This is a genomic window from Dyella japonica, from assembly GCF_040545895.1.
Lineage (GTDB): Bacteria > Pseudomonadota > Gammaproteobacteria > Xanthomonadales > Rhodanobacteraceae > Dyella > Dyella japonica_D.
Map to the genome: position 1 here is coordinate 292,378 of NZ_JBEPMU010000006.1, position 22,186 is coordinate 314,563.

A 22,186-nucleotide genomic window follows, 5' to 3' on the forward strand; every position below is an offset into this window, starting at 1 on the left:
CAAGAACCAATCCGGCGCACGACGCCGGCCACCGCCCCGACAAGAAGAACCACACCATGAGCCACAGTGCCCTCGCGCAGAACGCTGCTGCGCTTCCCGATGATGAAGCTCCCTCGCTGATTGCACCGCACGGCGGCGTGCTGAAGGAGTTGTATCTGCCGGCGGACCAAGCCGCCGTGCTCAAGCAACGCAGCGCGGGCTTGCCGGGCATCGACCTGGATACGCGCCAGCTGTGCGATCTGGAGCTGCTGCTCAACGGCGCGTTCTCGCCCCTGGAAGGGTTTCTCACCCAACGCGATTACGATCGCGTGGTGACTGAATCTCGCCTGGCGGATGGCACGCTGTGGCCCATCCCGATCACGCTGGACGTCAGCGAAGCATCCGCAGAACGCCTGGTGCCAGGCAGCGAAGTCGCGCTGCGCGACGTGCAGGGCGTACCGATCGCGGTGCTGGAAGTGGAGGACATTTATCGACCCGACCGCGTACACGAGGCGCAACAAGTGTTCGGCACCACGGACCGCACGCACCCCGGCGTGGCCGAGTTGCTGGATCGCTATCGTCCGGTGAACCTTGGCGGCCGCGTGCGCGGCATCCAGGCGCCGTCGCACTACGACTTCAGCACGCTGCGGGACACGCCGCGCGGCCTGCGCGACTGGTTCACGTCGCAGGGTTGGTATCGCATCGTCGCGTTCCAGACGCGCAACCCCATGCATCGTGCGCATCGCGAATTGACACTGCGCGCCGCGCAGCAAGTGGGCGCCAAGCTGCTGGTGCAGCCGTCGGTGGGACGCACCAAGCCGGGCGACGTCGACCACTACACGCGCGTGCGCTGCTATCAGGCACTGCTGCCGCAGTACCCGGCGAATAGCGCGCGTCTGTCGCTGCTGCCATTGGCGATGCGCATGGGTGGTCCGCGCGAGGCCCTGTGGCACGCCATCATCCGCAAGAACTATGGGGCGAGCCATTTCATCGTGGGCCGCGATCACGCCGGCCCCGGCAATGACGCCAACGGCAAGCCGTTCTATGGTCCGTTCGATGCGCAGCATCTGCTGGAGCGTCATCAGGACGAACTGGGCATCCGCATCGTGCCGTTCCCGGCCATGGTGTACGTGGCCAACCGCGACGCCTACCTGCCATCGAACGAAGTGCAACCCGACGACGAGGTGCGCGACATCTCGGGAACACAGCTGCGCCGCCACCTGCAGGAAGGCAGCGATATTCCTGCGTGGTTCTCGTTTCCCGAGGTGGTGAAAATCCTGCGTGAGCGGCATCCGGTGCAGGCCTCGCGTGGTTTCGCCCTGTTCTTCACCGGGCTTTCCGGTGCGGGCAAGTCGACGATCGCGCAAGCGGTCGTGGCGCAGTTGCTGGAGCGCACCAGTCGCGCGGTGACCGTGCTGGACGGCGACGAAGTGCGCAAGCATCTCTCACGAGGCCTTGGTTTCTCGCGCGAAGATCGCAATGCCAACGTGACGCGCATTGGCTACGTGGCCAGTGAGATCGTGCGCCACGGCGGCGTGGCGGTGTGCGCTCCGATTGCACCTTATGCGGACGCACGCGCCGAGGCGCGTTCACTGGTGGAGGCGCACGGCGATTTCATCGAGATCCATGTGGCGACGGCGCTGGATGTTTGCGAAGCGCGTGATCGCAAGGGGTTGTATGCGCAGGCGCGCGCGGGGGCGATTACGCATTTCACGGGAATCAGCGATCCGTATGAGGAGCCGCTGCAGCCGGAGTTGCGGATTGACGGGAATGCCGGGGATCCGTTGGTGTTGGCGGGGCATATTGTGTCTCTGCTGGAGCAGAGGGGCTTGTTGCGCGGTTGAGTGTTTGGTCGTCATCCCGGCGAAGGTCGGAGGCGCTTTTCAACAGCCGAAGGTTGGTCATCCAGTGACTTCGCGCTCGGTTGTCGCGATTCGATGACCTGGCTCGCCTGCGGCGGGCTTCCGAACCGCTGCCGCGGTCCGGGTTACTTTCTCTTGCTTGCCCAAGAGAAAGTAACCACCGAGATGGTGGCAATGCCAAAAGAAAAGGCACCCCGGATGACGCGCCTTCCGTCCGTAGGACGGAAGGTACGCGGGCGGGTTACGGGGTTTCGACAGGACATCCATGTCCTGTCGAAAAACTGGCCGCATCCCTGCGGCCACCCTACGGGCTTTCCGCCCGCCGCCCGCCGCTGTCATACGGGGAACCCGTAGAGCGAAGAGTCAAAGCGCTAAGTTGCGATGCTTTCGCGAGCACCCGCCCCCTCTCCCCGGCCCTCTCCCGCAAGGGGAGAGGGAGAAGTGTGATGTAGCGGCAACCATGGACTGCGACGACAACCAAGACCGATGCGAAGCGAGGCTCCGCTTTAAGTCCTCTACGATTCGGGCGCGTTGCGTAGCGCTTCGGAGTACGCGCTATCTGGCCTCCCATGGGTGTCCCGCCACAACCATCCTCAAGCGTTCGGGCTTATCCCAGCACAATGCTGCGAGCCCTTGCTCTGAAGGCCATTCTCTTTGGGTTACTTTTCTCTTGGGCCAGCAAGAGAAAAGTGACTCGAGCGGCGGCAGCCGATCGAAACGCCCGCTGCGTAAGCGGCCTGATCGCGGAAGCGCCGCATAAGAGCGAGCAAAGGATTCGCGATAACCAAGTGCAAAGTCACTGGATGACCAACCTTCGGCTGTTGAAAGCGCCTCCGGCCCTCGCCCCCTTTGGGGGTGCGTCGGGATGACGAGCTAAAAATCAAAAAGGGTATCCGAACGTTCTACCTGCGCGACAACCAACAGGCCGGAGTCGGAACCACCACGTCCAGCGAAACCAAAAACCTCACTGCGCCTCCACCATCGGCTCCACCAACTTCACCGGCACCCGCCGCTCCCGCCAATGCGGCACACCCGGCCACTGTGAAGTACCCGTGCCCCCGGAAGCCAACGCCCGACTCACCGCGCGACGCTCCAGATGCGGCGCAAACACACCAATGAAATCCAGCGCGTATTCGCGCAACACGCTCTCGCGGCGCAACACGATCCACGTGGTGCAGGAAGCAAACAGATTGTCCGCGCCCAGTTCGCGCAGATCGGTGTCGTGATCCGGCTGATAGGCCATCTCGGCCAGCACGCCGATGCCAAGGCCTTCGCGTACGTAAGTCTTGATCAAATCGGCATCGCTTGCCGTCATCACGATCTGCGGATCGAGCCCCGCGCTTTGGAAGGCGCGGATCAACGATGACTCAGGCTTCAGCGACGAGTCGTAGCTGATCAGCGGATGCGCGGCGAGTTGCTCCAGCGTGGGCGCCTGTTTCTGTCGCGCCAGCGGATGGTTCTTGGGCACCACGATGCTGCGGTTCCAGCGGTAAGCGGGCAGGGCGATGCCGTTCGGCGGCGGGGCGCCGGCGGCGGTGCTGACGATGGCCAGGTCGACCTGGCCGCCGTCGAGCAGTGAAATCACATCCGAGTCGCTGACCGGCTGAAGATGCACGCTCACCTGCGGATAGCTGCGGCTCAACACCGCCACCGCCGAAGGCAGCGCGAAGCGCGCCTGCGTGTGCGTGGTGGCGATGCGCAGCGTGCCGCGCGATTCATTGCGCAGGTTGGCCGCGATGGAGCGGATGTTGGCCGCCTCCGCAAGAATGGTGCGTGCGCGTTCGAGCACGTGCGTGCCGGCATGCGTGATGGCGTGCAGGCTGCGTCCCTTGCGATGGAACAGCTGGAAGCCGAGCTCATCTTCGAGCTGTCGCAAGAGCTTGCTCAGGCCGGGCTGCGTGGCGTGCACGCGTTCAGCCGCGAGGGTGATGTTCAGGCCGGCATCAGCGATGGCGACGAGGTAGCGAAGTTGGGTCAGCGTCATGGCTTGGGTTCCACAGGCAATCGAGAGAAGAGGGACTCGGTGTCGCGCTGCGGATACATCGCGCATGCTTTTCCGCCGATGCGCTGCGTTTGCAGGCGGTCGGGGCGGTTTCCAGCCGATGGCGATGATGGTCCATGAATTACCGTAACGGAGAGATCACAATTAGACGTCTATACAGCGGTTGCTGCGTTGCGTCAATACTTCGTCGTGCCGGTAGCTCGAATCGCCTTATAACGGCGGAGCATGTCTGTTGCCGTAGAAATCATTTGTGCGGCCCGGGCGGCGTGCCTAGCGTGGGAGGTCAACACTGCATCTCACGGAGCCTGAGGTTCGATGAAGCTCTACCCCTTGTTCGCCGATCTGTCCGGCCGCCCGGTGCTGGTGGTGGGCGGTGGCGTGGTGGGTGAGCGCAAGGCCGCCGCGTTGCTGGAAGCAGGCGCGCGGGTGACGGTGGGCGCCCTCGATATCACGCCTGCATTGCATGGCTGGGTGGACGCCGGCCGCGTGCAGTGGCTGCGCGGCAGCTTCGAGGATGCGTGGCTCGATGATGTGTGGCTGGTGATTGCGGCCACGTCGAACAGCGAGCTGCATCGCCATATCGCCGTACTCGCCGAGGCGCGGCGTGTTTTCGTGAACGTCGTCGACGACGCGGAGCAATCGAGTTTCCACGTGCCCGCGGTGATCGATCGCTCGCCCGTCACCATCGCCATTTCCAGCGGCGGCCACGCGCCGATGCTGGCGCGGCTGTTGCGTGAACGGCTGGAAGTAGCGATCGATCCGGTCATCGGTTCCGTGGCGACGCTGCTTGCGCAGATGCGTCAACGCATTCGTGCTCGCCTGCCCGATGTGTCGTTGCGGCGTCGCTTTTACGAGCGCGTGTTGCACGGCCCCGTGCAGAGCCTGTTGCGCCGTGGGCAATGGGCGCTGGCCGAAGCGTCCACCGAACGCCTGCTCGACGCTACCGAAGCCGCGCCGACCGGCTCCGTCGTGCTGCTGGGCGCGGGGCCGGGCGATCCGGGCCTGCTCACGCTGCGCGGCTTGCGTGCCCTCAACGAAGCGGATGTGATTCTTCACGACCGCCTGGTGAGCGTGGAAGTGCTTGCGTTGGCGCGGCGCGATGCCGAACGCATCGAAGTGGCCAAGCAGGCGGGCAACCATCACACCACGCAGGCGCAGATCCACGACTTGATGCGGGAGCATGCGGCAGCGGGACGTCGCGTGGTGCGCCTGAAGGGTGGCGATCCGTTCGTGTTCGGACGCGGTGGCGAGGAACTCGAATTCCTGCGCAGCCATGGCATTCCCTATGAAGTGGTGCCCGGCATCACGGCGGCCCTGGCGTGCGCCGCGTATGCCGGCGTGCCGCTCACGCATCGCGACCATGCGCAGTCGGTGCGACTGGTCACGGCGCATTGCCAGAACTCCGTCGATACGCTCGACTGGCCGGCCTTGGCGCAGGAACGCCAGACGCTGGCGGTGTATATGGGCACGAGCGAGCTGCCGCTGATCCGTCAGAAGCTGATCGATCACGGGCGCGCGGCCAGCACGCCGTTCGCGCTGGTGGAAAACGGTTCACGGCCGGAACAGCGGGTGGTGGTCGGCACGCTGGCCAACCTGGTGGAGCAGGCGGAGCGGCATGGCGTGCGGTCGCCGGCGTTGCTCATCATCGGCGAGGTGGCCAGCCTCGCCACGACCTTGTCGTGGTTCGGTAGCCCCCCGTTGGGCATCATCGCCTCGACAGGCCCGGCCTTGGCGAGCGCGGCGGCTTGACACAACCTTTTCCCTTGCGGGTGCACCATCGCGCCCTGTGCCTTTCATCCCTGCCGAGCCCCGGAGCCATTCCATGATCTACGACAGCATCCTCGACACCATTGGCAACACGCCCATCGTGCGCATCCATCGCCTGGCGCCGAAGCATGTGACGCTGTATGCCAAGGTCGAGGCGTTCAACCCGGCGGGTTCGGTGAAGGACCGCCTGGCCTACGCCATCATCATCGACTCCGAACAGCGCGGCGTGCTCAAGCCCGGCCAGACGGTGGTGGAAGCTACCTCGGGCAATACGGGCGTGGCCTTGGCCGCGGTGTGCGCGGCGCGCGGCTATCCCTTTGTGGCGGTGATGACGGAAACCTTCTCCATCGAGCGCCGCAAGTTGATGCGCGCCTACGGCGCCAAGGTGGTGCTGACGCCGGCAGCGGAACGCGGCAGCGGCATGGTGCGCAGGGCCAAGGAGCTGGCCGACAAGCATGGCTGGTTCCTGGCCAGCCAATTCGAAAACCCGGCCAACCCCGCCTATCACCGGAACACCACGGCACCGGAAATCCTGCGCGATTTCGCCGGCAAGCGACTGGATTACTTCGTCACCGGCTGGGGCACCGGCGGCACGCTCACGGGCGTGGGCGAGGTGCTGAAGGTGGCACGTCCGGAAGTGAAGATCATCGCCAGCGAACCCGCTGGCGCGGCCTTGCTCTCGGGCAAGGAATGGCAGCCGCACAAGATCCAGGGTTGGACGCCGGATTTCGTGCCTGCCGTGCTGAACCGCGAGGTGGCGCACCAGATCCTGCCGATCGACGATGTGGTGGCGCGCGATACCTCGCGTGCTCTGGCGCAGAAGGAAGGCATCTTCGTCGGCATCTCCGCGGGCGCGACGTTGGCGGCCGCGCTGCAGGTGGCCAAGGATGCGCCGGAGGGCGCGGTGCTGCTGGCGATGTTGCCGGATACAGGCGAGCGATATCTGTCGACGTTCCTGTTCGAGGGCGTCAACGAAGGTTCTGACGAGGTGGAATGAGGTCTTCTCTCCAACGGGGAGAGGGTTGTGGCATTGCCACCTTCACGGTGGCATTGTCACCTTCACGGTGGCATTGCCACCAGAGGCCAACCTCGCAAAGCCGCTCCCATCGGGGCGGCTTTTGTTTTGCGCCATGGATGAAGAAATCTTCATGACCCCATTTGCCGCCAACCAGCGATAGGAAGATTACGATCGCGCCGATCGGAACCGTTCCATGGAGGCAGGGATATGCAAGGAAATCACGGAATTCGTCGCAGGGGTTGGTGGTTGATCACGTGCTTGGTATTCGCTGCACCCGCGATGGCGGGCGATATGCCGGCACAGGCAGCGTCGGTCGCAGCGGCGCCTTCCGATGCCGACCTGGCCAGGACCGTATGTGTTCCCAGCGAGGAACGCATCCTGCCCGGCGACTTCTTCTACTGCATCGCCGAGCGCTCCTACGGTCACGGTGACGTTGCCGAATCGCAACGCTTCTTCAAGGAAGCGGCCAGTTGGGCGAGCAAGCCGGCCCAATACGTACTGGGTGTAATGGCGCTCAACGGCGACCACCAGCCGGTCGATCGATCACTGGGCATCGCCTGGTTGGCGCTGGCGTCCGAGCGTCCCAACTCCAGCTTCCGGCAGGCCTATGAGGCGGCCTTCCAAGCAGCCACGCCAGACGAACGCGAGCACGCGCAACACTTGCTCAAGACCATGCGCTCCACCTACGGCGACGCCGTCGCAGCCACACGCGCCGAACGTCGCTATGCCGATGGCATGGCGCGCTTCAACAAGGCGGCGGCCCGTGGCGACGGCATTTCCTGCATGGCAGGTGAGCAGAACCTGGGTGCCGATCCCAACGACAACGCCCACTGCATGGCTTCGGAGAAGATGGCCATGGCGATCGACAAGGCGGCCGCAAACGTGTTCGATGGCTGGACCGGCCACGTGACCGTCGGCGATCTTTCCACGGTGGATCATCACTGAGGACTTGATCCGTCCTCGCGCTGCGTTTGCGTATCCATGACGAATCAGCGCATGTCGTTCCTCGTGGGATACCAGCTCGTGAACTTCACCGCCCCCACGAGGGCCGCCACGATGACGATCACGCCGGCCCGGTGAGGGATTTGCGGTGCGTAGAGCAACGCAAGCTCCGCCAGCACCATCAGGGCGAATGCGATGGCCCATGCGCCACTGATCACATAGTTGGTGCGCAAGAACTCCGGCGTGTTCCAGTGCGCCGCGGAAACTTGTTCTTTTGCGTATTGAAGGGTGAAGGGGCGGCGAATCACCATGGACATCAGGACAATCAGCAGCAGTCCACCGTCCACGCACACCCTGACGCCGATGACGGACAGGCTGGAACCTCTGAGTAGCATATAGACGGTTAAACCGCCGAAGAGAATGAAGGTGCCTATCTCTAGGAGCTTCGGCTGTCGTACGGGACTGAGAAGGTCGCGCAACAGCAGTGCGGCGGAAACGGCCGTGCCGGCCGCAAGACTCCACACCGGGCCGACGAAGCGATCAAGAACGGCGAAGACGATGAATGGCGCGAACGCAAGCAGGATACCCATATCTCTACTCCAGATAGCAGGTTGCTCTGTCTTTCCAATATCGCGAATGCTCAATTACTTCGATTCGCCGGGCCTCCGCGCACGCCCAATGCAACGATACAGGCGATACGCGTTCCCGGCGGGAAAACTACAGTGGCAGAGGACGCGTCACTGTGGGAACAACTCGACATGCGTTTCAGCGGTGCGCCCGAAATACACCACGCGACGGCCTAGTATCGATACCAGATACCCGGCGCATCCTGCCGCCCGCACCCTTTCGCAGAAGCCTTGGTAGCTATAGTCCGGTTCATTCCTCTGCGCCCAACGCACCAGTGCTTCGATCTGCAATGGCTCGAACGTCGCGGCGACAGCGCCGGGCTTGCCCGGCATGTCCAGTGTCACGCTGTCGCCGTCAGGCAAATAATACGTCTGGAGGTTTCGTCGATAATCGACCATATAGCCTTCGAAGCCCGCGCCGTGCAACTGGCCGAGGATTTCGGGGAAGCTGATGGTGCCGTCGTGCGCGCCATCCAGGCATTTTTTGGCAACAAGAACCTGATCTGCATGCATGGGCAGACTCCTTACCATCGATGTGATTGGTGTTCCCGGGACGTCAATCCACGGGCGTCGTCTTCAAGCCGCGCCTTTGGGCAAAGGCCTTCAAGATGCGGTCGAGCGACTCGCGCTCATCCGTGGTCAACACGGCGAAGTTCTCGGCGTCGTTCTGGTCGGCGAGTTTGGCCAGCCGGGGAATCTTCCGATGCCCCTCCGGGGTGAGGCAGAGGGAAAGTCCGCGCCTGTCTTCGGGATTGCTTGAACGCTCGACCAGGCCCTTTTCGACCAACCGGTCAGCCAGTTTGCTGATGGCGCCCTTGGTCATTCCCATCTTTTCGGCGAGTGCGGAAGGCGCAACCGCCTCCTCGTCATACATTGCGCGCATGCATGCCCACTCCGCCACGGTGACTCCCTGGTCAGCCACTTTTCGAGCGAACTCCTGCGATACCGCATTGGAGACCATTCGGAGCCAATAACCAGTGTGCGTCGTGAGCTGGGAAACCCGGGGCATGGGCAAGCACCAAATGAAGTTGACTAGTAAACTATATCGATATGGTTTCCTAGTCAACTATATGTTCGGGGATGCCTCGTCATATCGCGGTATGCCGTGTCCGGCAACCGATGGCGGCCTGCCTTGAGCGCCGTTTCAACCGGTCAGCGCGACGCCACCTTGCGCTGGTGCATCTCCCACTCCTCAATCAACTTCCTTCCCACGTCCGCCAGCGCATCGATCGCCGGCAGCAACTCGCGTCCCAGCGAGGTGAGCGAGTACTCCGCCGAGGGCGGCGACGTATCGAGCACGCGGCGCGTCACCAGTCCCCGCGTTTCCAGCTCGCGCAACCGCGCACTCAGCACGCGCGCGGAAATCTTTGGCATGTCGTGGCGCAGTTCGCCGAAGCGGCGGGGCTCGCCGCTGAGCTGCCAGATCACATTGGGCGCCCAGGCACCACGCAGCAATCCCAGCACTTCGCTGAGCGGGCAGGTGGGTGGCGGGCAGACTTTGCTCTTGCGTACGGGCAGGCCCATCAGCGTGTTCCTGGGAGAAGTCCGGTAACTCGGCGGTTACCGGATTTTAGAGGTTACGGGCGGTTAGGTGGTATCCAACAGTAACCATGGTGGCTAGGATCGGTGGCCTTCGCGAGCCCGGATCGCGTCGATCCTGTTCCCCAATGGAGAAACACTATGAAGCTCTATTACGCCGCCGGCGCCTGTTCGCTCTCGCCGCACATCGTTGCTTTGGAAGCGGGCATTCCCGTGGAGCTGGTCAAGGTAGACACCAAGGCCAAGCGCACGGCCAACGGCGAGGATTTCTGGCAGATCAACCCGAAGGGTTACGTGCCGGCACTGCAACTCGACAATGGCGAACTGCTGACGGAAGGCACGGCCATCGTGCAGTACCTGGCCGATCTCAACCCCGAGAGCGGGCTTGCCCCTGCCAACGGTTCCACCGCGCGTTACCGCCTGCAGGAAACGCTGGGCTACATCAACTCGGAGCTGCACAAGACGTACACGCCGCTGTTCAAGCCCGACATGCCGGACGCCGTGCGCGACGAGCGCAAGGACTATCTGCGCAAGCGCTATGCCTTGCTGGAACAGCATCTGGCCAAGCATGACTGGCTGATTGGCGACCAGTTCACCGCCGCCGATGCGTATCTCTTCACCGTGACGAACTGGGCGCAGCACGTGGGCCTGGATCTGTCGGATTTCCCGGCGATCGGCGCGTTCCAGCAGCGCGTGTCGTCGCGACCCAACGTGCAGTCGGCGTTGCGGGCGGAAGGGCTGCTCAAAGCGGCTTGATGTTTGGGAAACGCGCGCCCGGCCAACCAGCGAGCGCGCGTTCCGCATCACGGTTCGATATCGCGCTGGTGGGACATGCGGCGAGGCTCAGGTTCGGGGAGTGATCGCCGCTCCGGTTCGAAGCCAATCGCATCCGCGCGGGGCCGGGTGGCGATGCTTCGCCTGCGGCGCGCAAAGGTCTTGCCCGCCTCGCTCATCAGGTACGTGGGAATACTGACGAGCAGGGAGGCGTGTACGGTCAGCGAGAGGAAAAATCGCGCGGGGTTGTCGACAAGCCGGACGATGGTTGCCGGTTTTCCCGCGACGATGTGCTGCTGGGTAATCGCAACAAACGTCCAGTAAAACGCCCAGAGCCACAGCGCGACCAGAATGATGCTGGAAAGCAGATAGCGGGTTCGCTCCCAGCCCAGCGCAACGCTTGCCGAGGATTCGCACAGGCGCGCCCAACCCGCACCCAGCGAGAGGCCCAGGCCACCGACCGCGGCCATGCCCAAGGTGGTGCCGGCCAGCAGCATCACGAACACCATGCTTGCCCAGAGCGGGCCATCAAGCCCCGTTTTCAGGGCGTAGATCGACACCATCAGTACCGGTGCGGTGGCCCATGCCCAGGGCCAGCAATAGCGCGCCTGTCGATAACGAAAGGCGCTCACGGGTTCGCCGGCCATCCGTTGCGGTCCGAAATGCATGGAGAGGCTCCTTCCTCTGAATGCACCGGATCATGCCGGCCCGGCGGGCCGGCTCACATGTGTCAGATGTCCTTGGCCAACGGCTCGGCCAGGCCGATGTAACCGCCCGGCGTGAGGTCGAGCAGGCGCTGCTTCGCATCGGCGGGTAGATCAAGACCGGTGATGAAGGTGCGCATGGAATCCTTGGTGATGCCCTGGCCGCGCGTCAGCGCCTTGAGCTGTTCGTACGGCTCCGGCAGGCCGTAACGACGCATCACTGTCTGCACGGCTTCGGCCAGCACTTCCCAGCTCGCGTCGAGGTCGGCGGCGAGGCGGTCCGCGTTCACGGTGAGCTTGCCCAGGCCCTTCTTCAGCGACTCCAGCGCCACCATGGTGTGGCCGAACGCGGTGCCGAGCGCGCGCAGCACGGTGGAGTCGGTGAGGTCGCGCTGCCAGCGGCTGATCGGCAGCTTCTCGGCGAAGTGGCCGAGCAGGGCGTTGGCGAGGCCGAAGTTGCCTTCGGCGTTTTCGAAGTCGATCGGGTTGACCTTGTGCGGCATGGTCGAGGAGCCCACTTCACCGGCCTTCAGCGCCTGCTTGAAGTAACCCAGCGAGATGTAGCCCCAGATGTCGCGAGCCAGGTCGATCAGGATGATGTTGGCGCGACGCACGACGTCGCAGTATTCGGCCACGCCGTCATGCGGCTCGATCTGCGTGGTGTATGCGTTGTAGTCCAGGCCCAGGCTTTCCACGAAGCGCTGCGAGAAGCCGCGCCAATCCAGTGCCGGATAGGTGATGGCGTGCGCGTTGTAGTTGCCCACGGCGCCGTTGATCTTGCCGGGGATCTCCACCGCGGCGAGCTGCTTGCGCTGGCGCTCCAGGCGCGCGACGACGTTGGCCAGCTCCTTGCCCAGCGTGCTCGGCGAGGCGGTCTGGCCGTGCGTGCGCGAGAGCATCGGCAGACCGGCGTTGGCATGGGCCAGTTCGCGCAACCTGGCGATGATGCCGTCGAACGCGGGCAGCAGCACCTGGTCGCGCGCATCGCGCAGCATCAGCGCGTAGGAGAGGTTGTTGATGTCTTCACTGGTGCAGGCGAAGTGCACGAATTCCTTGGCCTGGGCGAGCGAAGCGTCGTTACCGATGCGTTCCTTGATGAAGTACTCCACCGCTTTCACGTCGTGGTTGGTGGTGGCTTCGATGGTCTTGATGCGCGCGCCGTCGTCCACGCTGAAGTCGGCGGAGATGCCCTTGAGCCTGGCGACCTGGTCGGCGGTGAACGGCGGCAGTTCCTCGATGCCAGGATCCGCGGCCAGCGCCAGCAGCCACTCGATTTCCACGTGCACGCGGCGGTGCATGAGGCCGAATTCGCTGAAGATCGGGCGCAACGTTTCAACCTTGCTGGCGTAGCGGCCGTCCAGCGGCGACAGGGCGGTCAGGGCATGGGAGGACATCGGGGGTGTTCCGGAGACGGGAAAGAGGGAATTTTACAACAGGGGCGGGGAGGGGCGGGTTTGGGTGGGTGGTTTTGGTTGCTCTCGCATGATGGGAGAGGTTTGGTGTTGGTTCTTGCGTGGCTTGGTTGTCACGTTATGGCGACCTGGCTCGCCTGCGGCGGGCTTCCGTCCTCCTGCCGGAGGCCGGGTCACTTTTCTTTGCTTGCCCAAAGAAAAGTAACCACCGAGATGGTGGCAATGCCAAAAGAAAAGGCACCCCGGATGACGCGCCTTCCGGGCTTTCAGCCCTCCAGGTTTGCGGTCGGGCTCCGGGGTTTTTCGACAGGGCTTCCTGCCCTGGCGAAAAACTGGCCCGCATCCATGCGGGCCACCCTGCGGGCTTCTCCTCCACCCGCCCGCCGCTGTCATACGGGGACCCCACAGAGCCAAGAGCAAAGCCAAAGCCAAAGCCAAAGCCAAAGCCAAAGCGAAGCGAGGCTTCGCTTTAAGTCCTCTCCGCGTCGGCGCGTTGCGGTGTAGCCGCACCGTTGATTAGCGAGATCGTGCCGATCCGGGCTCCCAAACCTTCAAGGCTCGTATCCAACAGAACGCTATGAGCCTTTGGTCTGAAGGCCATTTTCTTTGGGTTACTTTTCTTTTGGGCCAGCAAAAGAAAAGTGACTCGAGCGGCGGCAGCCGATCGAAACGCCCGCCGCGTAGGCGGCACGCAGGCCATATCGCAACAACCGAGCGACCCAAAAACCAAAAACCGGACGATCAACTCCGCGCTGCAAAACGCCTCCAGGTCTCGTTCCTCCCTGTGTGTCCCACAAAGGAAGAGCAAAATAAACAAACACAGCGCCCCTTGGCGGCACCCTAACGCCCCCCGACCTATATTCCCCAAATCCCCCCGAGGAATCGCAAGGACATGAGCCAGTTCCGCATCGAACACGACAGCATGGGCGAGCTGAAGGTGCCCGCCAAGGCGCTCTACGGTGCCCAGACGCAACGCGCCGTCGACAACTTCCCGATTTCCGGCATGCGCCTGCCGCGCTCCTTCATTCGCTCGCTGGGCCTGGTCAAGGCGGCCGCGGCCGATGCCAATTTCCTGCTGGGCCATCTGAAGAAGAATCAGGCGCACGCCATTCGCAAGGCAGCGCTGGCGGTGGCGCAGGGCGAGTACGACGACCAGTTTCCCATCGACGTGTTCCAGACCGGCTCCGGCACCAGCACCAACATGAATGCCAACGAGGTGATTGCGCATCTCGCCAGCAAGGCGGGTGGCAGGATTCACCCGAATGACCACGTGAACTACGGGCAGAGTTCCAACGACGTCATCCCGACTGCCATCCATGTGAGCGCGACGCTCACCACCAGCGAACAGTTGCTGCCGGCGCTCAAGCACCTCAAGCGCACCATCGATCGCCGCGCGCGCGAACTGCGCAACGTGCCCAAGACGGGCCGCACGCATTTGATGGATGCCATGCCGGTGACCTTCGGCCAGGAGCTTTCCGGTTGGGCCGCGCAGATCGGCAGCGCCATCGAGCGCATCGAGGACAGCCTCAAGCGCATGCGTCGCCTGCCGCTCGGCGGTACGGCCGTGGGCACGGGCATCAATGCCGATCCGAAGTTTGGCGCGGCCGTGGCGCGCGAGCTGAAGAAACTCAGCGGCGTGCGTTTCGATTCGGCGGAAAACTTTTTCGAAGGCATGGCCGCGCAGGATGCGGCGGTGGAATTGTCGGGTCAGTTGAAAGCGCTCGCGGTGGCATTGATGAAGATCGCCAACGACCTGCGCTGGATGAATTCCGGTCCGCTCGCCGGCCTGGGCGAGATCGAGTTGCCGGCGCTGCAACCGGGTTCGTCGATCATGCCGGGCAAGGTGAATCCGGTGATCCCGGAGGCCACGGCGATGGTGGCTGCACAAGTGATTGGCAACGACGCGGCCATCACCATCGCCGGCCAGTCCGGCAATTTCCAGCTCAACGTGATGTTGCCGCTGGTGGCGCACAACCTGCTGCAGTCGATCGAGATTCTCTCCAACGTGAGCGTGCTGCTGGCGGACAAGGCCATCGCAGGTTTCAAGGTGAATACGGCGCGGGTGAAGGAAGCGCTGGACAAGAATCCCATCCTCGTCACCGCGCTCAATCCGGTGATTGGCTACGAAAAGGGCGCGGCCACGGCCAAGCAGGCGTACAAGGAAAAGCGTCCAATCCTGGACGTGGCGCTGGAGACCACCGGGCTTTCCAAGAGTGAGCTGCAGAAGCTGCTCGATCCGATGACGCTCACGCGCGGCGGCATTCACGGCGGCGGTGGCGGAGGCGGTTGATCCGCTCGCTCAGGGTGATCGAATGGGAGTGCAGAAGACACTCCCATTCGGTATGACCTTCAGTGCTTGGTGCCCCTGCGGCACTTCTCGACGTTGCTGTCGGTCAATGCCTGGCCATAAGGCTTGAATGCATCGAGCTGGGTGGCCAGCGTGTCCTGCGCGGACTTCATCTCGGCCAGGTCCTCGCAGATCTTGGCGGCGGCCTGCTTGACGTTGGCGGCCGCTTCTTCCACTTTCTGGCTGGTTTCCTGCGCGGAGTCGGCACCGGTCATCTTTCCGGTGACAGCGCCGATTTCCTTGGTGGCCGTGGCGATGCCGGCCTTGCCCGTGGCGATGGCGTCTTCCCGCATCTGCCTGGCGGCGGCGTTGTAGCGCTGCAACAGGGCACGCTGCGCGTCGGTCACCGTGACGTCGTGGCCATCGATGGCCAACTGTCCGTTCTGATCGACCGTGGCATCGGACACACCGGGCGCCTTGATGACCACGCTGCCGTCGTGCAGTGTGATCTGTCCGTTCACCACGTCGGTATCGCCGCCGAAGATCTGGATGTCGCCACCCGAGCCGCTGCATGCGGACGTCAGCGCGGCGAGGGCGAGAATGCAAGGCAGGTAGCGAAAGTACATGTCGGCACTCCAGGACGGGAAAGTTGAAGTGTGCCTCTACATCGGCGGCGAAAAAAGTTTGTCCCGCCTGCACCCCACATCCTTGCGGAAGGCGCAGACGGGGCAAGACCGTCAGCTGTCGTCGCGAACCCGGCGGAACCAGATGGCGCCAGCGATCAGGGCCAGGCCGGCGATCACGCCGATCCACAGGTTGGGCGAGGCGAGCAGGCCATAGGTGTGGGCAGGGGAGAGCACGGCCAGCGGATCGTTGTCGCTCATGTCACCCATGTTCAGCGCGCTGTGCTTGTCGAACACCAGGTTGGAACCCGGGAACACGCTCAGCAGTACACGCTGCACCACGTTGCCCCAGAACCACGCCGTGGGCAGGTTGAACAGGCCCATGATGCCGAACCAGCTGACCAGCAGACCCAGCACCACCGGCACCGCCACCGCCCACAGGAACGGCTTGCTGCGTGCACCGGACGAGCAGAGCATCAGCCAGCCGATGGCGGGCAAGGCCCACAGGGCGTACAGCGGCACATTGCTCAGCAGCGAACCGACGGCGCGCAGCGGATGGCTCAGCGTCAGCAACTGCCACACGTTGATGCCGTGGAAGGAGAGCACGATGGCGAACATGAGCAGCTGCAGCAGGCCGCAGATGATGCTGACCACCACCGCGATGACCGGCGCGACGATGGCGGCGCTGGCAACCTTGGACAACACCGTGTTGGTGTTGGAGATCGGCAGCGACTTCCAGAACAGCACGCTGCGGTCGCGGCGGTCGTCATAGAGCGAACCAAGGCAGTAGAACAGCACCACGATGCCCATCACGATGCCGATCATGCCCATCGAGGAGATCATCGCCACATCCGCGGCGGCGCCCACTTGGGCCAGATCGCCCGCATCGGCATGGCGCATCATCGACTGGATGTCGGCACCGCCGCCGAAGTGCACGCCGTGACGTGCGCTCAGCACCTCGGCCGTGATGATGGCCATCACGTTGAGCACCAGGAAGATGCCGCCCGTGACTATCGGGGCCCACAGGAAGCCACCGCGGTGCTCCCAGAATTCGCGTTTCAGCAACCAGTAGAAGGTTTTCATGCGTAGGTTCCCTTCATGGTGGCGACGAAGAGGTCACTGACGGTGGGCCGGCGGACTTCGCCCATGCTTTCCAGCGTGGCGCGATCGGCGCCGTCGAACAGGAAGATGCTCTTGCCGAACACCTGTCGCTCATCGAGCGGCTTCATGTTGCGGGCGGCGGCAGCCTTGTCCGAGCTCACCATCACTTCGGCGAATCGTTCGCCCACGGTGTCCATGTCGGTGTCCAGCACGATGCGACCATCGCGGATGAACATCAGGTCGGTGAGGATGTTTTCGATCTCCTCCACCTGGTGCGTGGTGACGATGATCGTCTTGTTCTCGTCGAAATAATCTTCCAGCAGGCTCTGGTAGAACTGCTTGCGGTAGAGGATGTCCAGGCCGAGCGTGGGTTCGTCCAGCACCAGCAGGCGGGCGTCGATCGCCATCACCAGCGCCAGGTGCAGCTGCACGATCATGCCCTTGGACATCTGCTTCACACGCTGGTTGGGCGTGAGCTTGGTGCGCGCCAGGAAGGCCTCGCACTTGGCCCGGTTGAAGCGCGGGTGCACGTTGGCCACGAAATCGATGGCCTCGCTGACCCGGATCCAGCGCGGCAGCACCGCCACGTCGGCAATGAAGCACACCTGTTCCATCAGCTGGTCACGCTGCGTGCGCGGGTCGAAGCCCAGCACATTCAGCTGTCCCTTGAAATCGGTGAGGCCGAGAATGGCCTTCAATGCGGTGGTCTTGCCCGCGCCATTGGGACCAATCAGTCCCACGATGCGGCCGGACTCGATGCGGAAGCTCACGTCGTTCAGCGCGTGCGCATTCTTGTAGGTCTTGTTCAGACCGGTGGCCGTCACGACCGCGTTCATGGCTGGCTCCCTTCGTTGCCCGTGGCGCTTTCAGGTGCCTCGCGCAGCAGTGTCTTCAGATCCAGCCCCAGGCGTTGCAGGCGGGCGTAGAGCGCGGGCCATTCCTCCCGCAGGAAGCGCTCTCGTTCGGACCTGAGCAGCGCTTCCCTGGCTCCATCAATGACGAACATGCCCAATCCCCTCCTTTTTTCCACCAGTTGATCGTCGACCAGTTCCTGGTACGCCTTCGAGACGGTCAGCGGATTGATTTGGAAATCCGCGGCAACCTGGCGTACTGACGGCAGCGGGTCGCCCTCGTTCAAGGCGCCGTCCAGAATCATCGCCACCACGCGTTCGCGGAGCTGGCGGTAGATCGGGACGCTGTCGTTCCAGGTAATGGTCATACGGTTATTCCTTGCTGATGCGGCCGAACTTCGTGCTACCGAATGAATAGTAGGGCATGGCCAGCTGACTCCCGAGCACCACGTTGGAGGTGGCCTCAGCCGACAGCAGCGGGGCGGCGCTCGAGGTGGCGACGTTGGCGTCGGCCAGCATGGCGGCGGCGCGCATGTCTTCGGCGGTGGGGCGGACCGTGACCGGAGCCAGGTCGATGACCTTGACGCCGTTGATCTCACTCACGGGGAGACTCTTAACATTGGAGTTGATGGCGGCCAGGCCAGCCGTAGTGAACAGGGCGGCGGCGGTCAGTGCTAGCAGGTTATTCGCTTTCATGGCGTTCTCCTTTAGTGCTCTCGTGGACCGGTGTTGTAGTGAACTATAACACCATATTCGAAGCCGTCAATAGGCGGCGCTGAAATTCGCAACATGACTGATGGCCTATAAGCCTGAACGAGGTCCGGGGCAGGCCGGGGCCCGGAAGCTGGCCCTTATGGTCTGCGCAGCGACCACCGGCGGGCAGGGCCGCTCATCAGCCATCGCAGGTGACAGGCATCACCTGCACGCCCGCGCCGCGGGCACCGTGCTTCAATGGCCTACCGCTGCGCAGAAGGAAGCGCGTTCATGGATGCAGGTCTGGTTGGGCAGGTAGTGGTGATCACGGGAGCAAGCAAAGGCATCGGCCTGGCCTGCGCGATGGCGTTCGCTCGCGAGGGCGCAAAGGTGGTCGGCATCTCGCGCGATCTCGCGCACCTGCATGCCGCGCAACACGACCTGCAACGCGAAGGCCTGCATATGGATGTTGCCGCGGCCGATCTGCGCGAGATCGTTGCCGCGCAGATGGTGATCGATTACATCGAGAACGAATTCGGTCCCATCGACGTGCTAGTCAACTGTGCCGGCGCCGCGCGCCGCACGCCTGTTTCCGATCTCCATGCCGATGCCTTGCACGCGGCGATGCAGGCGAAATACTTCACCTATATGCACGTGATCGATCCGGTGATCCGCCGCATGGCTGCGCGCGGCAAGGGCAGCATCGTCAACGTGGTCGGGCAGGGCGGCAGACAGGTCAGCACGGTGCATATCGGCGGCGGAGCGGCGAATGCAGCGCTCATGCTCGCTTCCGTGGGTTATGCCAATGCGTATGCGTCCAAGGGTGTGCGCGTGAATGTGATCAATCCTGGCCCCACGCGCACGGGTCGTTTGCAGGAAGGCCTGGAAGCGATGGCGCGCGCCAGTGGCCGTTCCGTCGATGAGGTGCTCGCCGACCAGTTGGAGGAAATCCCCATGGGGCGGATGGCCGAGCCGCGGGAGATCGCCAATGTCGCGGTATTCCTTGCTTCGCCGCTTGCCAGCTATGTCACGGGTGCGGTGATTCCCATGGATGGTGGCAAGACCGGTGTGCCTTGATGGCTTTGCCGCAATAGGGGAAGTTTCGGCATCGCGGAGATGAAGACGTAAAGACGTCCATACCGTTTTTGAAGGTGATGCGTTTCATGCCTCGTTTGGACGTGACGCAGCTCGGCTCTGACTCTTGCCAATGTCGCCGGCACTACGGTCTTTCGGACGTATCTGATTGCGAATGACGCTCCCATCTCCGTCGCTCGCACGTTCATGCGCGGCACCAGCACCTCGATTCCCTGCATGACGCTTGTGTCGGCGTGTTTGCCGAAAATGTGCATGCCATCACTATTCACGTTTCTTTTATGCCGGTTTCTTTAATCGTCACGGCCGTATGACGATGTCTTGCTGTGCAAGGCATGAAGCCGGTGGATCGCCATGACTTCATGCGTTGCCCACCTGGGCCACGGAATGCTTGTCGGTGCGCGGTTGGGGTGCAATCAGCGGGGACAGAGCCATTGTCGGCAGGGGCATGGGCGTGGAGACGTGCAGCGTGCGGGGTGCATGGACGTTGCGAATGGGGTTTCCGCGGATCGTGCGGGTTCATTGGTAGAGGCTGGACCGCGGGGAACGAGGCTTGCGTTACCGGCCGGCTCGTTCCCGACGTTCCGTCATTGACCCAAGGCAACTTTGCATGCGGTTACTTCGTCACGTCTGTTGGGGCTTACTTCTGCTGGGCGGCTGGGTGGCGCAGAGTGTCAACGCGTTGCCCGCCGAGGAGCCAGCTCGCGGAACTCAATCACCTGCTGCCCAACCCGCGGCGTCGAGTTCGTCGGCGCCAGCGCAGAGCACGGACGCTACGATATCGACCGGCGCACCCGCCGGCATTGCCCGCGATCTCACGCTGAAGCAAATGGGCGTGTACGGTCCCATCAAGTTGCGTGGACAAGACCCCAACGGCACCTTGAACGTGGCCGTGCGCAACGACGAGGTGGTGACGGGCGCCAGGCTCCGGCTCGTCTACACCTACTCGCCATCGCTCATCTACGCGCTCTCGCACCTCAAGGTGTTCCTCAACGGCGAGGTGGTCGCCACGTTGCCGATGGACAAGGAGCAGGCGGGGCAGATGGTCTCCAAAGAGGTGGTGCTCGATCCGCGCCTGTTCACCGATTTCAACCGCATCGGTGTGCAGATGATCGCGCACTACACGCTGGATCATTGCGAAGACCCGTATCACACCGCGCTGTGGACCGACATCAGCCCCGATACCGTGCTGACGTTGACTACCTCGAGCATCGCGTTGCCCAACAGTCTCGCGCTGTTGCCTGCGCCGTTCTTTGACCGCCGCGACAATCGGCAACTCACTCTGCCGTTCGTTCTGCCGGCGCATGCCGATGCGGCGACACTGCGCGCGGCAGGCGTGGTGTCCTCGTGGTTCGGCGCGTTGGCGGGCTGGCGTGGTGCACGTTTCCCGGTGGCGCAGATGCCGCCGGCCGATGCGCATGCCATCGCCTTCGCGCTGCCCAACGCCATGCCTGAAGGCGTGAAGCTGGACGAGATCAAGGGCCCCACGGTGATCGTGATGGCCAACCCGGCAAGCCCGCCGGAATCGGGTCGCAAATTGCTGGTGCTGGCGGGGCGCGACACGAAGGAATTGCAGGAAGCGGCGAACGCACTGGTGCTTGGCCAGGTTGGCATGTCCGGTGACGAAGCCATCGTGAAATCGGTGGACCTTGGCCCCGAACGTCGTCCTTACGATGCGCCGAACTGGGCGCCGGTGAACCGCCCGGTGAGCTTCAAGGAGCTGGTCACCGATCCGTCGCAGCTCGAGGCGGCGGGTTTCAATCCGCCGCCGATTCGCGTCGACATGCGGCTGCCGCCGGACCTGTTTGCGTGGGCGCGTCACAGCGTGCCGTTGAACGTGCATTACCGATACACGGCGCCGTCCAACTACAACGATTCTGTTCTCAACATCGGCGTGAACGATCAACTGCTGCGCTCGGTGCGATTGCGCCCGGCCGATCCGTCCGGCGTGGAGCGGCAGTTCAATGTGCCGCTGTTGTCGGGCTCGGAAGCACGCGGTGCGGAAGAGATCCGCGTGCCGGCGCTGCGCATCGGCAGCACCAACCAGTTCCAGTTCCAGTTCCACATGGATTCGCAGAAGACGGGGCTGTGCGTATCGGCCGCCACCGATAGCGCACGCGCGGCGGTCGATCCCGATTCCACCATCGACTTCAGCCAGTTCGTGCACTACACGGTGATGCCGAACCTCGCCTTCTTCGCCACCAGCGGATTCCCGTTCACCCGCATGGCTGATCTTGCCGACACCGCGGTGGTGATGCCGGACGCGCCGGACGCGCACGACGAGGAGGCGCTGCTCACCATGCTGGGACAGATGGGACGCTGGAGCGGCTTACCTGCCTTGCGCGTGTCGCTGGTACCAGCCAGCGCGGTGGAATCGGTGCGCGATCGCGACTTGCTGGTGATCGGCACCGGCAGCGCCAGCGAGTTGATGGCGAAGTGGGGCAAGGGCTTGCCCATGCTGATCGAACGCAGCGAGAACGATCTGTCGGTGCGTGAGCCGACGGATCGTCCCAAGGACCAGGGGCCGGTGGCCCGCGCGGCGATGAGCGTCAATGGTCCCACCACGGCCTTTGTCAGCTTCCAGTCGCCGTACACCAAGGGCAGGAGCGTGGTGGCGCTGGCGGCCAATGCATCCGATCGGCTGGGCGATCTGCTCGATGTGCTGGCCGATGATGCCAAGGTGAGCGAAGTGCGCGGCGACCTCACCGTGGTAAGGCAGAAAGTGGTGGTGGGACTCGCCGTGGGCGACACCTACTACGTGGGTCACCTGCCGTGGTACGCGTGGCTGTGGGTACATATTTCCAGGTATCCCGCGCTGATGGCGATCGCGGGGATTCTTGCGGGGCTGTTCGTGGCATTGACGGTGTTCTGGGCGCTGGGTCGGCTCGCCGCGCATCGTCTTGAGCGGTGATGC

20 protein-coding genes are annotated in these 22,186 nt (G+C 63.5%); 8 read left to right on the plus strand and 12 right to left on the minus strand.

Going from position 1 to position 22,186, the window contains the following annotated elements; translation table 11 throughout:
• The first annotated feature begins 56 nt into the window (after window positions 1–56).
• Window positions 57–1,823: a bifunctional sulfate adenylyltransferase/adenylylsulfate kinase gene (locus ABIC75_RS19690; RefSeq protein WP_354015596.1), complete on the plus strand. Its 1,767-nt coding sequence runs from the start codon at window positions 57–59 to the stop codon at window positions 1,821–1,823.
• A 982-nt stretch (window positions 1,824–2,805) separates the two neighbouring features.
• Here the strand turns inward: ABIC75_RS19690 and ABIC75_RS19695 are convergent.
• Window positions 2,806–3,825, minus strand: a complete 1,020-nt coding sequence (locus tag ABIC75_RS19695) for a LysR substrate-binding domain-containing protein (protein WP_354015597.1) — start codon at window positions 3,823–3,825, stop codon at window positions 2,806–2,808.
• Window positions 3,826–4,158: 333 nt separating this feature from the next.
• Here ABIC75_RS19695 and cysG point away from each other — a divergent pair, with 333 nt between their 5' ends.
• The 3 genes from cysG (at window position 4,159) to ABIC75_RS19710 (ending at window position 7,573) form a co-directional block, all read left to right on the plus strand.
• The gene (gene cysG / locus ABIC75_RS19700) at window positions 4,159–5,592 is read left to right on the plus strand and encodes a siroheme synthase CysG (RefSeq protein WP_354015598.1); all 1,434 of its coding nucleotides are present in this window, start codon (window positions 4,159–4,161) and stop codon (window positions 5,590–5,592) included.
• Between the two features lie 73 nt (window positions 5,593–5,665).
• Window positions 5,666–6,607: a cysteine synthase A gene (gene cysK, locus ABIC75_RS19705; RefSeq protein WP_354015599.1), complete on the plus strand. Its 942-nt coding sequence runs from the start codon at window positions 5,666–5,668 to the stop codon at window positions 6,605–6,607.
• A 267-nt stretch (window positions 6,608–6,874) separates the two neighbouring features.
• On the plus strand, window positions 6,875–7,573 hold the full coding sequence (locus tag ABIC75_RS19710) for a hypothetical protein (protein ID WP_354015600.1): 699 nt from the start codon (window positions 6,875–6,877) through the stop codon (window positions 7,571–7,573).
• Window positions 7,574–7,617: 44 nt separating this feature from the next.
• On the opposite strand, the gene ABIC75_RS19715 is transcribed toward ABIC75_RS19710, so the two are convergent.
• From ABIC75_RS19715 to ABIC75_RS19730, 4 genes are all read right to left on the minus strand, one after another.
• Window positions 7,618–8,160: a hypothetical protein gene (locus tag ABIC75_RS19715; protein ID WP_354015601.1), complete on the minus strand. Its 543-nt coding sequence runs from the start codon at window positions 8,158–8,160 to the stop codon at window positions 7,618–7,620.
• A gap of 147 nt (window positions 8,161–8,307) precedes the next feature.
• Window positions 8,308–8,709, minus strand: coding sequence for a DUF1398 domain-containing protein (locus ABIC75_RS19720; protein WP_354015602.1), 402 nt, complete (start codon window positions 8,707–8,709; stop codon window positions 8,308–8,310).
• A 43-nt stretch (window positions 8,710–8,752) separates the two neighbouring features.
• A complete protein-coding gene (locus ABIC75_RS19725; protein WP_354015603.1) occupies window positions 8,753–9,205 on the minus strand; it encodes a MarR family winged helix-turn-helix transcriptional regulator in 453 nt (150 codons plus the stop codon).
• Between the two features lie 143 nt (window positions 9,206–9,348).
• Window positions 9,349–9,720 carry a winged helix-turn-helix transcriptional regulator gene (locus ABIC75_RS19730; RefSeq protein ID WP_354015604.1) on the minus strand — a complete coding sequence of 124 codons (372 nt, stop codon included), beginning with the start codon at window positions 9,718–9,720 and terminating at the stop codon, window positions 9,349–9,351.
• Between the two features lie 156 nt (window positions 9,721–9,876).
• Here ABIC75_RS19730 and gstA point away from each other — a divergent pair, with 156 nt between their 5' ends.
• A complete protein-coding gene (gene gstA, locus ABIC75_RS19735; RefSeq protein WP_354015605.1) occupies window positions 9,877–10,491 on the plus strand; it encodes a glutathione transferase GstA in 615 nt (204 codons plus the stop codon).
• A 47-nt stretch (window positions 10,492–10,538) separates the two neighbouring features.
• Here gstA and ABIC75_RS19740 read toward each other — a convergent pair whose 3' ends face one another.
• Together ABIC75_RS19740 and purB are read right to left on the minus strand one after the other, a co-directional pair.
• Window positions 10,539–11,177, minus strand: a complete 639-nt coding sequence (locus tag ABIC75_RS19740) for a hypothetical protein (RefSeq protein WP_354015606.1) — start codon at window positions 11,175–11,177, stop codon at window positions 10,539–10,541.
• 62 nt (window positions 11,178–11,239) lie between these two features.
• Window positions 11,240–12,607 (minus strand): adenylosuccinate lyase, encoded by a 1,368-nt coding sequence (purB, locus tag ABIC75_RS19745; protein WP_354015607.1) that lies wholly within the window; start codon window positions 12,605–12,607, stop codon window positions 11,240–11,242.
• A gap of 910 nt (window positions 12,608–13,517) precedes the next feature.
• Here purB and ABIC75_RS19750 point away from each other — a divergent pair.
• The gene (locus ABIC75_RS19750; protein WP_354015608.1) at window positions 13,518–14,915 is read left to right on the plus strand and encodes a class II fumarate hydratase; all 1,398 of its coding nucleotides are present in this window, start codon (window positions 13,518–13,520) and stop codon (window positions 14,913–14,915) included.
• 59 nt (window positions 14,916–14,974) lie between these two features.
• Here ABIC75_RS19750 and ABIC75_RS19755 read toward each other — a convergent pair whose 3' ends face one another.
• The 5 genes from ABIC75_RS19755 to ABIC75_RS19775 form a co-directional block, all read right to left on the minus strand.
• A complete protein-coding gene (locus tag ABIC75_RS19755; RefSeq protein ID WP_354015609.1) occupies window positions 14,975–15,538 on the minus strand; it encodes a DUF2884 family protein in 564 nt (187 codons plus the stop codon).
• Window positions 15,539–15,649: 111 nt separating this feature from the next.
• Window positions 15,650–16,618, minus strand: coding sequence for an ABC-2 transporter permease (locus tag ABIC75_RS19760; protein WP_354015610.1), 969 nt, complete (start codon window positions 16,616–16,618; stop codon window positions 15,650–15,652).
• On the minus strand, window positions 16,615–17,472 hold the full coding sequence (locus ABIC75_RS19765) for an ABC transporter ATP-binding protein (protein WP_354015611.1): 858 nt from the start codon (window positions 17,470–17,472) through the stop codon (window positions 16,615–16,617). Before ABIC75_RS19765 ends, ABIC75_RS19760 begins: the two co-directional genes overlap by 4 nt.
• Window positions 17,469–17,855, minus strand: a complete 387-nt coding sequence (locus ABIC75_RS19770; protein ID WP_354015612.1) for a GntR family transcriptional regulator — start codon at window positions 17,853–17,855, stop codon at window positions 17,469–17,471. The genes ABIC75_RS19765 and ABIC75_RS19770 overlap by 4 nt, the downstream gene beginning before the upstream one ends.
• Before the next feature lie 4 nt (window positions 17,856–17,859).
• Window positions 17,860–18,183, minus strand: a complete 324-nt coding sequence (locus tag ABIC75_RS19775) for a hypothetical protein (RefSeq protein WP_354015613.1) — start codon at window positions 18,181–18,183, stop codon at window positions 17,860–17,862.
• A gap of 288 nt (window positions 18,184–18,471) precedes the next feature.
• On the opposite strand from ABIC75_RS19775, the gene ABIC75_RS19780 reads away from it, so the two are divergent.
• Both ABIC75_RS19780 and bcsB read left to right on the plus strand, forming a co-directional pair.
• Window positions 18,472–19,257, plus strand: a complete 786-nt coding sequence (locus ABIC75_RS19780; RefSeq protein WP_354015614.1) for an SDR family oxidoreductase — start codon at window positions 18,472–18,474, stop codon at window positions 19,255–19,257.
• Window positions 19,258–19,882: 625 nt separating this feature from the next.
• A complete protein-coding gene (bcsB, locus tag ABIC75_RS19785; protein ID WP_354015615.1) occupies window positions 19,883–22,183 on the plus strand; it encodes a cellulose biosynthesis cyclic di-GMP-binding regulatory protein BcsB in 2,301 nt (766 codons plus the stop codon).
• Window positions 22,184–22,186 lie beyond the last annotated feature (3 nt).